Genomic DNA, 13,387 nt, shown 5'->3' with positions numbered 1-13,387 from the left:
TATTAGGCACGCCGCCAGCGTTCGTCCTGAGCCAGGATCAAACTCTCCATAGAAAGTTCATATCTCTAGCTTTTACGCTGCTGTTTTGTTCAGTTTTCAAAGAACAACAAAGACATCAATTATGATACTATAAAAACAATCGCTTGTCAACATCTTTTTATTATCAACAACGACATTTATTAATTTATCACGAATGTATATATTCGTCAACAAAAAAATAAACGGATATGTCCGTTTATGAAATGACATATTGTTGAATGAAAATAAGTGCTACAGCACCAGGAATACCTAAAAACCCGGTAACTGTTACTGTAAACAAATTAATCGGCAAATGGATACCTGATACATCGCCAACAACATTAATTAAAAAAATGAATAAAGCCCCTATGACCAGACGAGCAATCCCTTCTCCTATGAATCGAGTCAAACGTATCGGAATACCAATGAGCAAAATAATAACAATGAGGCTAACGATCGACACAATGACGACTGTTTCATTCATCCTTTCCTCTCCTCCTGTCTGTTTTATTTTTAAATATATGTTCACCTCTTTTCTATATGACAAGCTCACGTAAAAAGGGAAGGGCATCATCCCTTCCCGATTTTTACTTTCCTTTTTTTTGCTTCTCGAAGGAGAAATAAATATTTTGCTTCAGCAATTTTTAAATCGAAGATGACTTTTTCGGATGGCTCAACACTTTTTTCTATTAATTGTTTTTTTTCCATCCAATCATCACGATAACTTTGCAAACGTTCAATAAACTGATCGTTAAATTGTTTGCGTAACCATCCTTTTTTCTTCCAAAGCACTACAATTCCCTTCTTCCTTCAAGCGCTTTAGATAACGTCACTTCATCGGCATATTCTAAGTCCCCGCCAACTGGTAATCCATGAGCGATGCGCGTAATTTTAACACCTGTTGGCTTCAACAAACGTGAAATATACATAGCGGTTGCTTCTCCTTCAATATTTGGATTCGTGGCTAAAATCACTTCTTGAACAGTTTCATCTTGAAGACGTCTAAGCAACTCAGCAATTTTAATATCTTCCGGACCAATTCCTTCCATAGGAGAAATGGCTCCATGTAACACATGGTACAATCCATTATATTCCTTCATTTTTTCCATAGCAATAACGTCTTTCGGATCTTGAACGACACAAATGATAGAGCGATCACGTTTGTCGTCTTCACAAATATAACAAGGATCCCTATCCGTAATATGACCACACGATGAGCAATATGTCAAATTCCTTTTTGCATTTACGAGCGCTTTTGCGAAATCCAGTACTACATCTTCCTTCATGTTTAGCACAAAAAACGCCAGACGGACGGCCGTTTTCGGTCCGATGCCTGGCAATTTCATAAAACTGTCGATTAACTTCGATATCGGCTCCGGATAATACATACGAACCCCCTAGAATAATCCTGGTATGTTCAATCCTTTTGTAAACTGCCCCATTGTTTCTGCTGTTAACTCATCTACCTTTTTTAACGCATCATTTGTCGCTGCAAGCACTAAATCTTGTAACATGTCGATATCTTCTGGATCAACGACTTCTTCTTTAATTTTTACTTCTAAAATTTGTTTATGACCATTCGCAACAACAGTGACCATTCCTCCTCCTGCTGTTCCTTCAACTGTTTTTTCCGCTAATTCTGCTTGCGCTTTCTCCATATCTTTTTGCATTTTTTGCATTTGTTTCATCATTTTTTGCATATTTCCCATTCCACGCATCATGTTCATCATTCCTCCATTACTCTTTAATTTCGATTAAATGTTCACCAAACCATTTTTTCGCTTCCGAAATAAATGGGTCTTCCTGTTCATGTTGTTCGTCCTCATTTGTTTGTTGACGAATGAACTGCTCGCGAATTTGAAACCATTCACTTTCAGGAACAGGGATCGTATCGAGTTTTTTCCCTGTTAGCTCGAATAATACTTGCTCTAAATTATCTTTGACATAGTTGCTATTGTCAGCGACCATTTTACAATGGATTTCATATTTAAATTTTAACACAAAAGCTGTACTACTTGCTGCTACAGGCTCACTTTCTTGTAATAATGCTGCATGTGACACTTTATTTTGCTTTTTCAACAGCTCGAGCACATGTCCCCAATTACCTTTAACAAGAGATAAATGTTGATGTGTTGCTTGGCGAAGCACTTCATGAATGCGTCCTATCGGTATTTTATAGTCTGTGCGAATATTTTTTACTGTTTTTTTCACCGGTTCACTGACTTCCGAAGCAGGAGGCTTCACACCCATTTCTTTTAGTTTCACTAATTGTTGTTCAAGTTGTTTCACCTTCTCCTCTAACGCTAAGGAAGACGAAGATATAGTGGCACGCTCCTCTTCATAACAAAGTTTCACGATTGCAACTTCCATATGAACGCGCGGGTGATTCGTTAGACGCATGTCATGTTGACTTTTACTTAATAAATCGATTGCCTCATATATAAATGCTGTTGGAATCATGTCAGAAAGCTCTCGAAAGCGCTCATCAACAAGTACGCGATGCGTCACATCCTCGAGCTGTGGCGCTGCTTTATATAAAAGCATATCTCGATAATAGTAAATTAAATCCTCGACAAGACGATTCGGATCTTTCCCTTGCTCCATTAAATCTTGAAAGAGACGTAACGCCTCGACCGTCTTTTTTTCATATATCACCCCAATTAAATCTGCAATTTTCCGCTGCGAAACAGCACCTGTAACCGCTAACACATCTTCAAGCAACACCCGATCATCACTAAAAGAAATGGCTTGATCAAGCAAGCTTAACGCGTCACGCATTCCACCATCGGCAGCACGTGCAATCGCAAACAATGCTTCTTCTTCTACATCTATCTCCTCTTCTGCAACAACCGTTTTTAAACGCGAAACAATCGACTTGAGCTCAATACGCCGAAAGTCAAAACGTTGGCATCGAGAAACGATCGTTAACGGAATTTTGTGAGGCTCTGTTGTCGCTAAAATAAAAATGACATGTTTCGGTGGTTCCTCTAATGTCTTTAATAATGCATTAAACGCACCAATGGATAACATATGCACTTCGTCAATAATATACACTTTATACAGTGCTGAGGTTGGAGCAAATTTCACCTTATCGCGAATATCACGAATTTCATCTACTCCATTATTTGATGCTGCGTCAATCTCTAACACATCCGAAATCGAACCGTTCATAATGCCTAAACAAGTCGGACATTCGTTGCATGGCTCTGCTGTTGGACGATGCTCGCAGTTTACCGCTTTAGCAAAAATTTTAGCTATACTTGTTTTTCCTGTCCCACGTGGACCTGAAAATAAATATGCATGTGAAATCTTTTGTTGAAGCAGGGCATTTTGCAACGTTTTTGTGACGTGTTCTTGACCAACGACGTCTTTAAAGCTTTGCGGTCGAAAAACACGATATAAAGCTTTATAACTCACGAAACTGCCCTCCTCTTTGCTCATATCCCATTTATTATATCATTAAAAAACGCATGAAAAAAGCACTTGCCGTTTGAGCAAGCGCTTGTATCTCACCTATGTAAGTTGTTGCCGTGCACCTTCCGTCGACTAGCTGCCATAAACGTTACTAGAGTAGTTAGCTCAGTTCAGGCACCCCTGCGGCACATGGGATTGTCCGCTTACTGCTGCTTCCTTCCGGACCTGACAGGGTTCACGGATTCCCATTGCGCAGGACCCAAACGTCAACACCACTTACTCTAGGCAGACTCTACAGCAAACTAGCCTAAAGAAGGAATTCAGCCTCGCTAGAGCGGATTGCGAGTACAGGGCACCGCTACCTCCCCGCTTAGCACGGCAATGCGTTATCTCTAACGCAAGTATAAGTATATCTCTTTTTTATATAAATTGCAATGACTACCCAATGGAATTTAATTGGAATTACATCTATTTTTTCTCTTTTTTTTGCTGACGCAAACGTCGAAAAAACTGACTCAATAAGTCGCCACATTGTTCAGCTAATACCCCGCTAACGACTTCTGCTTGATGATTAAATCGCTTCTCTTGCAATAAATTCATTAATGTTCCAGCACACCCTCCTTTTGGGTCACTCGCCCCAAACACGACTCGTTCAATACGAGAAAGAACGATGGCTCCAGCGCACATGGCACAAGGTTCTAACGTCACATACAACGTTGTTTGTTCTAGTCGCCACGTTCCTAGTTTTTTACATGCTTCATCAATAGCTAAAAGCTCCGCATGAGCAATCGAGCGTTGATCTCGCTCTCGTAAATTGTGTGCTCGCGCAATGACTTCATCACGATGTACAATAATGGCTCCAATGGGCACTTCCCCGATTTCCTCTGCCTTTTTGGCTTCTTCAATCGCTAAATACATGTAGTACTCATCATTTTTCATCTTTTGAAACTCCCGTGCTTTTTTATTCATTTATATAAAGTATAGCAAACGAAAAAATCAACATACAGACTAATCATTTTATGTTAAAATAAATTTTGTCTGTCTGCACAGACGGTTTCACCTAAAGGAGGTTACACAATGTCCCGCGTGCCCTTTATTACTGTGGAAGGCCCAATTGGTGTTGGAAAAACATCATTAGCCAAGGTCATCTCAACCCACTTTCAATATGAACTGTTAAAAGAAATCGTTGATGAAAATCCTTTTTTAGGTAAATTTTATGAAAACATCGAAGAATGGAGTTTTCAAACGGAGATGTTTTTTCTATGTAATCGCTATAAACAGCTAGAAGATGTCGAAAAAAATTTTTTAAACAATGGGAAACCGGTTGTAGCTGACTACCATATTTTCAAAAACCTAATCTTTGCTAAGCAAACTTTAAAAGGAAAGCAGTACGAAAAGTATGTGCAAATTTATGACATTTTAACAAATGACATGCCAACACCAAACGTCGTCATTTATTTGCACGCTTCATTACACACATTATTAGAGCGTATTGCTATGCGTGGTCGCGAATTCGAAAAAAACATTGACCCGAACTATTTACAACAACTATCTCATGCTTATGAACAAGCAATGGAACAATTTGAACAAACCCATCCCCACATTCCTGTATTGCGATTTAACGGAGATGAACTTGACTTCGTTCATCGTGACAAAGATCGATTTTATATTTTAAATGAACTGCAATCTGTTCTCAAAAGGAGCTTAGGACAATGAACTTACGAGAAAAATATCATATTCCGAGCGATGCTGTCATCACCATTGCTGGAACGGTCGGTGTAGGAAAATCAACGATGACAAAAGCGTTAGCTGATGCACTTCAATTTCGCACTTCTTTTGAAAAAGTAGAGACAAACCCGTATTTAGATAAATTTTATGCCGACTTTAAACGTTGGAGTTTTCATCTTCAAATTTATTTTCTTGCAGAACGGTTTAAAGAACAAAAACGTATTTTCGAATACGGGGGAGGATTTGTCCAAGATCGTTCCATTTATGAAGATACAGGCATTTTTGCAAAAATGCATTATGAAAAAGGTACGATGTCGAAAGTCGACTATGAAACGTATACAAGTTTATTTGAAGCAATGGTTATGACACCATATTTTCCTCATCCTGATTTACTTATTTATTTAGAAGGGAGTTTTGAGGAAATTATTAAACGTATTCGCGAACGCGGTCGTCCGATGGAGCAACAAACACCGATTGAATATTGGAAAGAGATGTATGAAAGATATGAAAGATGGATTAATAGCTTTAACGCTTGTCCTGTTTTGCGTATTAACATCAATGAATATGATATTATTCGTGATGCTCAATCAATCGAACCGATTGTTGAAAAAATTGGATATATGATCGAACAATATCGTACGTTAAAAAAATAAGGATGCCTAGTTCGGGCATCCTTTACTTTTTATTGTATTGTTATATAAAACAAAAATTCGTTACATATTGTAACGAATTATTTCAATAAACAATCTCCATTTTATGCGCTGTGGTTTGCAAACATCTAAATGATGGCGGAGGAGGAGGGATTCGAACCCCCGCGCGCCTTTCGACGCCTCTCGGTTTTCAAGACCGACCCCTTCAGCCAGACTTGGGTACTCCTCCGTATCGACATGTATTAATTTATCATATTCATCATCGCATGTCAATATTTTTTATATAAAAAAGGGGAGCAAGTTCTCCCCTTATGAAATCACTTCTTTTCCTCCCATGTACGGTCGAAGTACTTCTGGAATGACGACCGTTCCATCTTCTTGTTGGTAATTCTCCAAAATTGCTGCTACTGTTCGTCCAATCGCTAAACCAGATCCATTTAACGTATGCACATGTTCTGGCTTCGCCTTTGGATCACGGCGGAAACGAATATTTGCACGACGAGCTTGAAACGCTTCAAAATTGCTGCAAGAAGAAATTTCTCGGTATGTGCCATAGCTTGGCAACCATACTTCAATGTCATATTTTTTTGCTGCAGTAAAACCTAAATCAGCTGTACACATGCTCATCACACGATATGGCAAACCTAGTAGTTGTAAAATACGTTCTGCATCATTTGTTAGCTTTTCGAGCTCTTCATAAGAATCTTCTGGTTTTACAAATTTAACAAGTTCTACTTTATTGAACTGATGTTGACGAATTAATCCGCGCGTGTCTCTTCCTGCCGAACCAGCTTCCGAACGAAAACATGCACTATAAGCAGCGTATTTAATTGGTAAATCATCTACTGATAAAATTTCATCACGATGTAAGTTTGTTACAGGAACTTCGGCTGTTGGAATTAAAAAGTAATCTTCGCTTTCGATACGAAACGCATCTTCTTCAAATTTTGGAAGCTGCCCCGTTCCCGTCATGCTTGCTCGATTAACGATGTATGGTGGAAGAACTTCTTCATATCCGTGTTGTTCAACATGCACATCTAACATAAAGTTAATTAACGCACGTTCTAAACGTGCCCCAAGTCCTTTATAAAATACAAATCGACTTCCTGTCACCTTTGCTGCTCTTTCAAAATCTAAAATCCCAAGTTGATCAGCAATTTCCCAATGTGGTTTCGGTTCAAAGGAAAATGAACGCGGTTCACCCCATTTACGAATTTCTACATTATCGTCTTCTGATTCACCAATGGGAACAGATTCATGTGGAATGTTTGGAATGGATAAAAGCAATGTTTCAAGCTGTTGTTCTACTTCACGCAATTCATCATCAAGTACTTTAATCCGATCGCCAACTTGGCGCATTTCAGCAATGAGATGATCCGCGTCTTTTTTTTCACGCTTTAATAAAGCAATTTGTTGCGACACATCGTTTCGCTTATTTTTTAATTCCTCCGCTTGTGCAATTAGTTCCCGACGACGACGATCGAGCTGCTCGAATCGTTCGAAATCTGCTAAATCCTCACCACGATGTTGAAGCTTTTGTTTTACATCTTCAAAATGGGTACGTAGAAATTTTAAGTCTAACATCAATATGCCTCCTTTTATTTTGATTGGTGAAATAAAAAACTCCCGTCCCGAAAGAAAGGGACGAGAGTACTCCCGCGTTGCCACCCTAGTTGAAGACATACGTCTCCCACTCGAGAGATATAACGGTTCTCACCGGAAATGCATACTGACTTAACGCGTTCAGCATTTCACTCCAGGATGGATTCACAAGTCATTCCTACCGATTTGCACCGACCATCGGCTCTCTGAAAGGAAGAGGGCTTGCTACTAGTTCCTGTCATCGCTTTTTCTTCATATCATTTTCTTGGAAATAATGTACTATAAGTTTAAACAAAATGCAACCCGTTTATTCTTTTGTCTCTTTCACCATATTGATAAAGTATTGCGTCATACGATGGTCGTCTGTTAATTCTGGGTGAAACGAACATCCTAAAAATTTTCCTTGTCTTGCCGCGACAATACGGTCCTCATATGTCGCAAGCACATCAACGTCGTCTCCTACGGAAACAATGTGCGGAGCTCGAATAAATACACCAATAAAATCGTCTGCAACACCTTTAATTGTTAAAGATGCTTCAAAACTTTCACGTTGACGACCAAACGAGTTGCGTTCAACCGTAATATCCATTAAACCGAGGTGCGGCTCATCATAACCAACAATTTTTTTTGCTAAAATGATTAAGCCTGCACACGTTCCAAACATTGGCTTTCCTTCACGCGCGAATTGCTTCAGCGGTTCAATAAACCCGTATTTGTCCATTAAACGACGCATCGTCGTACTTTCTCCGCCTGGAATAATAAGGCCATCAATATGCGCTAGTTGCTCCACCTTTTTAATAACTACCGCTTCGGCACCACACGCTTCAATTGAACGTACGTGTTCACGTACGGCTCCTTGCAATCCGAGTACCCCTATTTTCGTCATGTTCATTGCTCCTTTATATTACCATCCGCGTTCTTGCATCCGTTGTTCAGGAAGCAACGAAGAAATATCGATCCCTTTCATCGCTCCACCTAATCCTTTCGATAAGTGAGCAATTAATTCGTAATCCTCGTAATGAGTTGTAGCCTCTACGATGGCACGTGCATATTTTTCAGGGTTTTCTGATTTGAAAATACCTGAACCAACAAATACACCATCAGCACCTAAATGCATCATCAACGCTGCATCGGCTGGTGTCGCGACACCACCTGCTGCAAAGTTAACGACAGGAAGACGACCAAGACGTTTGATTTCTAATAATACTTCAAACGGAGCACCTAAATTTTTCGCTTCTGTCATTAATTCGTCTTCGCTCATGCTGACGACTTTACGCACTTGCGCGTTTACTTTACGCATATGGCGAACAGCTTCAACAATATTGCCCGTGCCCGGCTCACCTTTCGTACGAAGCATAGAGGCACCTTCAGCAATACGACGAGCTGCTTCACCTAAATCACGGCAACCACATACAAACGGCACAGTGAATTGACGTTTATCGATATGAAACTCTTCGTCTGCTGGCGTTAATACTTCACTCTCATCAATGTAGTCTACACCGAGTGCCTCTAATACGCGTGCTTCCACATAGTGACCAATACGCGCCTTCGCCATCACCGGAATAGATACGGCTTTCATCACTTCTTCAATTACAGTCGGGTCAGCCATGCGGGCAACACCACCAGCTGCACGAATATCAGCTGGAACGCGCTCAAGAGCCATCACGGCAACTGCACCTGCTGCTTCTGCAATTTTTGCTTGTTCTGCGTTAACCACGTCCATAATGACGCCACCTTTTTGCATTTCCGCCATTCCGCGTTTTACACGTTCTGTACCTGTAACCGCCACCGTTCATTCCTCCCATTATGTATATCGTTATTGTGATATTGTACTGAAAAATAAGTTTAACGACAACTATTCATTACTTCAGTACACTATCCATATTCTAGCATACGTTTTTACTAGGTAAAAGTGTAGAAACACTAGCTACATTTTTTTATTTTAACTCAATTTTTTAAAAAATCACAATAAAAATTTTAAAGCTCTCCATAAAGAGAGCTTTAAAATAACCCTTTGATTGCATTTGAAGCACCGTGCCAAATGTCGCTAAACAGTTCACCAATGGCTCGCATCGCTAAAACAAAGCCATTTGCTTTCTCTACAGCTTGTTTTGTTACAATGTCAACTTGTGATGCCTTTTCTCCTTCTTTCGTTAAATAGCCGTAGTCTGTTCCTTCATATTTCACATACATATATCCGACTTTTTGACCTTTTTTCACAGGAGCTGTTAACATTTCTTTTTCAATGACAACAACAGGCTTATATTTTTTTTCTTCCCCGCGCTTGATGACAAGTGACAACGGCTGTTTTGTTGCAATCGCAACTTCTTTTTCTTTTCCTTTTTTTACTGTGATCGTTTTATGTTTTTTCGTCGTATAGCCTTTTGGATACAATTGTTGTACCGTATAGTTGCTAAACGCATAGTCTAACATTTTTCTCGTCTGTTCAAAACGTGATAAATGCGTACCCTTACCATTCGTTTTTGCATTCATGACAACGGTAATAAAGCGCATGCCATTTCGCTCTGCTGTACCTGTAAAGCAATACCCTGCAAACTCTGTATATCCCGTTTTAATCCCATCTACACCTTCATATGCTGCGACAAGCCCTGGAAGCATCCAATTCCAGTTATCCATTTTAATTTGGTCATCTGTTCCTTCTCGGAAATACTTTCGAGGAATACTTGCCGTTTCTAAAATTTCTGGGAACTCGTGATATAAATGATATGCTAATGTTGCAACAGCACGAGCAGACATCACGTTTTCGTCGTTATCTCCACTCCCTGCTGGGTGCAATCCGCCTAAATCTTTGTTATTTAGTCCGGTTGCATTGACAAACTTATAATCTTTTAATCCTAACTCTTGCGCTTTTTCATTCATCATCTTTACGAAATTTGTTTCCGAACCACCAACGATTTCTGCAATTGCCACCGTCGCTCCGTTCGCTGAGTAAATAGCCATCGCCTCATACAATTCACGTACCGTATATTTTCCGTCTTTTCTTAATGGAACGTTCGATAAATCTCGCTTTTGCGAAATTTGATATACATATTCGCTTACTGTATATTCTTGATCCCATTTGACTCGTCCTTGATGAATCGCTTCTAGCAACAAGTATTCCGTCATCATTTTTGTCATACTTGCAATTCCTAAAACGGCATCAATATTTTTTTGATATAAAATTTTTCCCGTTTCCGCTTCAACAAGAATAGCAGCGTCGGCTTCAATATTGAGCACGTCTTCTTCCGCCTTTGTATTTTGCGGCAACGTCACCATAAATAAGAACATTGTTACAATGGAAATGATGAAGCTCTTATACGATGTTTTCACGCTCAAACCCTCCAACTCTGTTTTACATAACCGTTATTTTAACATACTCTTGTAAAAAAAAATAGACAGAGGAATCTTCCACCTCCGTCTATTTGTTTACTAGATGAGCGAGTAGTTCGGAGCTTCTTTCGTAATTTGGACATCATGTGGATGGCTTTCTCTTAATCCTGCTCCCGTCATGCGCACAAATTGAGTTTTTTCTCGCAATTCTTCTAAGTTTTTCGTTCCACAATAGCCCATTCCTGCACGCAATCCACCGACAAGTTGATAAATCGTATCGGCAAGTGGCCCTTTATAAGGTACCCGTCCTTCAATACCTTCTGGAACAAATTTTTTATTATCTTCTTGGAAATAACGATCTTTACTTCCTTTTTCCATCGCTCCAACAGATCCCATACCACGATATACTTTAAATCGTCTACCTTGATAAATTTCTGTTTCTCCAGGGCTTTCAGACACACCCGCAAGTAGACTACCAAGCATAACCGCATGTCCTCCAGCTGCTAAAGCTTTTACAATGTCACCAGAATATTTAATTCCTCCATCAGCAATGATCGAAACACCATATTTTCGCGCTTCTGTTGCACAGTCATAAATGGCCGTAATTTGAGGAACGCCAACACCTGCGACAACACGTGTCGTACAAATTGATCCTGGACCGATACCGACTTTAATGATATTTGCTCCTGCTTCAATTAGATCCCTTGTCGCTTCTGCTGTCGCGACATTTCCCGCGATAATGTTTAATGTTGGATAAGTGTCGCGAATTTTCCGTACCGTTTCAAGCACTCCTTTTGAGTGACCGTGGGCTGTATCAACGACAATGACGTCAACATTTGCTTCCACAAGCTTTTTCACGCGCAACATCGTATCTGATGTAACCCCAACAGCCGCTCCGACAAGAAGACGTCCTTTGTCGTCTTTTGCTGCGTTTGGAAATTCGATAACTTTTTCAATATCTTTAATAGTAATAAGTCCTTTTAACACACCTTGATCGTCAACGAGAGGGAGTTTTTCAATTTTATACTTTTGTAAAATTTTTTCAGCTTCTGCTAACGTCGTTCCAACAGGGGCTGTAATCAAGTTCTCTTTTGTCATCACATCAGAAATTTTCATTGAGTAATCTTGAATGAAGCGTAAATCACGATTCGTAATAATTCCAACAAGCTTTTGTTCTTCAGCATTGTTCACAATCGGAACACCTGAAATACGATATTTACTCATTAAATGTTCTGCATCATATACTTGATGTTCAGGGGTTAAAAAGAATGGATCTGTAATTACTCCGCTTTCTGAACGTTTTACTTTATCAACTTGTTCCGCTTGTTGCTCAATCGACATGTTTTTATGAATAATTCCTAATCCTCCTTGTCGCGCCATCGCAATCGCCATTTCCGCCTCTGTTACTGTATCCATTCCCGCACTAATAATTGGGATATTCAATTTTAACGTTTTACTTAGCTCAACCGTTAGATCGACATCTCGCGGCAATACTTCTGACTTTGCCGGAATTAAGAGAACGTCATCAAACGTTAATCCTTCTTTCGCAAATTTTGTTTCCCACATTGTTTTTCCCCCTCACTTTGGAAATATTAATTAGTAGAGTATCAACTTCGCTTTTTTCTGTCAAGAAAACATAAAAATGTTAGATAATTCGATCAATTAACCAAGGAGAGTATACGATGTGGGAAGTGTTTTACTCATCAAATTTTGTACATCAATTTTTACTTGAACGCTACAAACAAGAAGGGAGAGAAGATGCAGAAAAGAAAAGTTATGATAATTGTTATCCATTTATGTACTACTTACAACACGGAAAAAAATTTTATGACACAGCTCACCAAGCACCATTATCAATTAAACCTGTTTTGTTATTTTATGGGAACGCCCAACTTCTTAAAGCATGTTTATTAACTATTCATGCTGACTATCCAGAATCCTCAACCGTTTTGGCGCATGGAGTATCAACGAGGAAAAGAAAAAAACAAAACTATGATTTTTTTAAAGACGAAGTAAAAATTCAAAAACACGGTTTGTTTACTTATTTTTCTGAAAAAATGTTTCATGTGAAACATGCATATGGGGAAAAATTTTGTATGAAACAGTTGTTAGAGCAGATAGAGGAACTAGCTCCTTTATTTGATCTATATTTTAAACAAACAAATGAACAAACCAAGCGTATTCATGAAATCATTGCCCATTATTTATTACTATACAATTTAAGTATGATCTGTCGTTATGAAACGGAATGGTGGTATGATCTTCTCCACAGTTATTCCAATGACGCATATCCTTTTATCGTACAGTTTTTAGACGTAACTGAACGAAAAGTACCGAAATACTTATATGATTATCTATTATACAAAAAAGACCAAGACTAAATCGTCTTGGTCTTATTTTTGCCCGGCAACGTCCTACTCTCGCAGGCGGTGTCCCGCCAACTACCATCGGCGCTGGAGAGCTTAACTTCCGTGTTCGGGATGGGAACGGGTGTGACCTCTCCGCCATCGTCACCGAGCAATATATAAAGGATAATTCCTTCAAAACTAGATAACAGGGCTTAGCTGAACAGTCGCCTTCGCTTTTCTTATGTGTTTAGTTAAGTCCTCGATCGATTAGTATCCGTCAGCTACACGTGTCGCCAC

At 39.4% G+C, this 13,387-nt stretch carries 14 protein-coding genes, 1 tRNA gene, 1 rRNA gene, 1 other RNA gene and 1 other annotated feature; of the genes, 3 read left to right on the top strand and 14 right to left on the bottom strand.

The annotated features are described in order from the left end of the window. Positions 1-235: 235 nt before the first annotated feature. From CS060_RS13005 to tadA, 7 genes are all read right to left on the bottom strand, one after another. Positions 236-502 (bottom strand): pro-sigmaK processing inhibitor BofA family protein, encoded by a 267-nt coding sequence (locus tag CS060_RS13005; protein WP_035049747.1) that lies wholly within the window; start codon positions 500-502, stop codon positions 236-238. An 86-nt stretch (positions 503-588) separates the two neighbouring features. Next, on the bottom strand, positions 589-810 hold the full coding sequence (locus CS060_RS13000; RefSeq protein WP_035049748.1) for a YaaL family protein: 222 nt from the start codon (positions 808-810) through the stop codon (positions 589-591). After that, positions 810-1,406, bottom strand: coding sequence for a recombination mediator RecR (gene recR / locus CS060_RS12995; RefSeq protein ID WP_035049749.1), 597 nt, complete (start codon positions 1,404-1,406; stop codon positions 810-812). The genes CS060_RS13000 and recR overlap by 1 nt, the downstream gene beginning before the upstream one ends. A gap of 9 nt (positions 1,407-1,415) precedes the next feature. Further along, positions 1,416-1,739 (bottom strand): YbaB/EbfC family nucleoid-associated protein, encoded by a 324-nt coding sequence (locus tag CS060_RS12990; protein ID WP_035045628.1) that lies wholly within the window; start codon positions 1,737-1,739, stop codon positions 1,416-1,418. A gap of 16 nt (positions 1,740-1,755) precedes the next feature. After that, entirely contained in the window at positions 1,756-3,435 is a 1,680-nt protein-coding gene (gene dnaX, locus CS060_RS12985; RefSeq protein ID WP_099669034.1) for a DNA polymerase III subunit gamma/tau, read from the bottom strand. 111 nt (positions 3,436-3,546) lie between these two features. Next, positions 3,547-3,811: signal recognition particle sRNA large type (ffs, locus tag CS060_RS12980), an RNA gene on the bottom strand. 89 nt (positions 3,812-3,900) lie between these two features. Then, entirely contained in the window at positions 3,901-4,371 is a 471-nt protein-coding gene (gene tadA, locus CS060_RS12975) for a tRNA adenosine(34) deaminase TadA (RefSeq protein WP_035049750.1), read from the bottom strand. 138 nt (positions 4,372-4,509) lie between these two features. On the opposite strand from tadA, the gene CS060_RS12970 reads away from it, so the two are divergent. Then, positions 4,510-5,148, top strand: a complete 639-nt coding sequence (locus CS060_RS12970) for a deoxynucleoside kinase (protein ID WP_099669033.1) — start codon at positions 4,510-4,512, stop codon at positions 5,146-5,148. Continuing rightward, positions 5,145-5,813: a deoxynucleoside kinase gene (locus CS060_RS12965; protein WP_035049752.1), complete on the top strand. Its 669-nt coding sequence runs from the start codon at positions 5,145-5,147 to the stop codon at positions 5,811-5,813. The genes CS060_RS12970 and CS060_RS12965 overlap by 4 nt, the downstream gene beginning before the upstream one ends. A gap of 133 nt (positions 5,814-5,946) precedes the next feature. Here the strand turns inward: CS060_RS12965 and CS060_RS12960 are convergent. From CS060_RS12960 to guaB, 6 genes are all read right to left on the bottom strand, one after another. Next, positions 5,947-6,039: transfer RNA gene (locus tag CS060_RS12960), tRNA-Ser, on the bottom strand. An 80-nt stretch (positions 6,040-6,119) separates the two neighbouring features. Then, positions 6,120-7,394: a serine--tRNA ligase gene (serS, locus tag CS060_RS12955; RefSeq protein ID WP_035049758.1), complete on the bottom strand. Its 1,275-nt coding sequence runs from the start codon at positions 7,392-7,394 to the stop codon at positions 6,120-6,122. A 53-nt stretch (positions 7,395-7,447) separates the two neighbouring features. Continuing rightward, positions 7,448-7,663 (bottom strand) — a binding site (T-box leader). A 56-nt stretch (positions 7,664-7,719) separates the two neighbouring features. Next, entirely contained in the window at positions 7,720-8,298 is a 579-nt protein-coding gene (pdxT, locus tag CS060_RS12950; RefSeq protein ID WP_035049760.1) for a pyridoxal 5'-phosphate synthase glutaminase subunit PdxT, read from the bottom strand. Between the two features lie 18 nt (positions 8,299-8,316). Continuing rightward, a complete protein-coding gene (gene pdxS, locus CS060_RS12945) occupies positions 8,317-9,201 on the bottom strand; it encodes a pyridoxal 5'-phosphate synthase lyase subunit PdxS (protein ID WP_004888477.1) in 885 nt (294 codons plus the stop codon). Between the two features lie 212 nt (positions 9,202-9,413). Beyond that, the gene (locus tag CS060_RS12940; RefSeq protein WP_052025637.1) at positions 9,414-10,700 is read right to left on the bottom strand and encodes a D-alanyl-D-alanine carboxypeptidase family protein; all 1,287 of its coding nucleotides are present in this window, start codon (positions 10,698-10,700) and stop codon (positions 9,414-9,416) included. A 141-nt stretch (positions 10,701-10,841) separates the two neighbouring features. After that, positions 10,842-12,308 (bottom strand): IMP dehydrogenase, encoded by a 1,467-nt coding sequence (guaB, locus tag CS060_RS12935; protein WP_099669032.1) that lies wholly within the window; start codon positions 12,306-12,308, stop codon positions 10,842-10,844. A 116-nt stretch (positions 12,309-12,424) separates the two neighbouring features. Here guaB and CS060_RS12930 point away from each other — a divergent pair, with 116 nt between their 5' ends. Continuing rightward, positions 12,425-13,123 carry a YaaC family protein gene (locus CS060_RS12930; protein ID WP_035049765.1) on the top strand — a complete coding sequence of 233 codons (699 nt, stop codon included), beginning with the start codon at positions 12,425-12,427 and terminating at the stop codon, positions 13,121-13,123. Between the two features lie 20 nt (positions 13,124-13,143). On the opposite strand, the gene rrf is transcribed toward CS060_RS12930, so the two are convergent. Next, a 5S ribosomal RNA gene (gene rrf, locus CS060_RS12925) occupies positions 13,144-13,260 on the bottom strand. Between the last annotated feature and the right edge of the window lie 127 nt (positions 13,261-13,387).

It is taken from the genome of Anoxybacillus flavithermus (assembly GCF_002742685.1).
Classification (GTDB): domain Bacteria; phylum Bacillota; class Bacilli; order Bacillales; family Anoxybacillaceae; genus Anoxybacillus; species Anoxybacillus flavithermus_E.
Note: the sequence above shows the minus strand (reverse complement) of the source record. Positions and strands in the feature narration are given on the sequence as shown.

Excerpts from the sequence above, each read along its gene's own strand:
- pdxT (WP_035049760.1), bottom strand. The coding sequence starts at position 8,298 with ATGACGAAAATAGGGGTACTCGGATTGCAAGGAGCCGTACGTGAACAC.
- CS060_RS12970 (WP_099669033.1), top strand. The coding sequence starts at position 4,510 with ATGTCCCGCGTGCCCTTTATTACTGTGGAAGGCCCAATTGGTGTTGGA.
- CS060_RS12930 (WP_035049765.1), top strand. The coding sequence starts at position 12,425 with ATGTGGGAAGTGTTTTACTCATCAAATTTTGTACATCAATTTTTACTT.
- CS060_RS12990 (WP_035045628.1), bottom strand. The coding sequence starts at position 1,739 with ATGATGCGTGGAATGGGAAATATGCAAAAAATGATGAAACAAATGCAA.
- serS (WP_035049758.1), bottom strand. The coding sequence starts at position 7,394 with ATGTTAGACTTAAAATTTCTACGTACCCATTTTGAAGATGTAAAACAA.
- recR (WP_035049749.1), bottom strand. The coding sequence starts at position 1,406 with ATGTATTATCCGGAGCCGATATCGAAGTTAATCGACAGTTTTATGAAA.
- guaB (WP_099669032.1), bottom strand. The coding sequence starts at position 12,308 with ATGTGGGAAACAAAATTTGCGAAAGAAGGATTAACGTTTGATGACGTT.
- CS060_RS12965 (WP_035049752.1), top strand. The coding sequence starts at position 5,145 with ATGAACTTACGAGAAAAATATCATATTCCGAGCGATGCTGTCATCACC.
- tadA (WP_035049750.1), bottom strand. The coding sequence starts at position 4,371 with ATGAAAAATGATGAGTACTACATGTATTTAGCGATTGAAGAAGCCAAA.
- CS060_RS13005 (WP_035049747.1), bottom strand. The coding sequence starts at position 502 with ATGAATGAAACAGTCGTCATTGTGTCGATCGTTAGCCTCATTGTTATT.
- CS060_RS12940 (WP_052025637.1), bottom strand. The coding sequence starts at position 10,700 with ATGTTCTTATTTATGGTGACGTTGCCGCAAAATACAAAGGCGGAAGAA.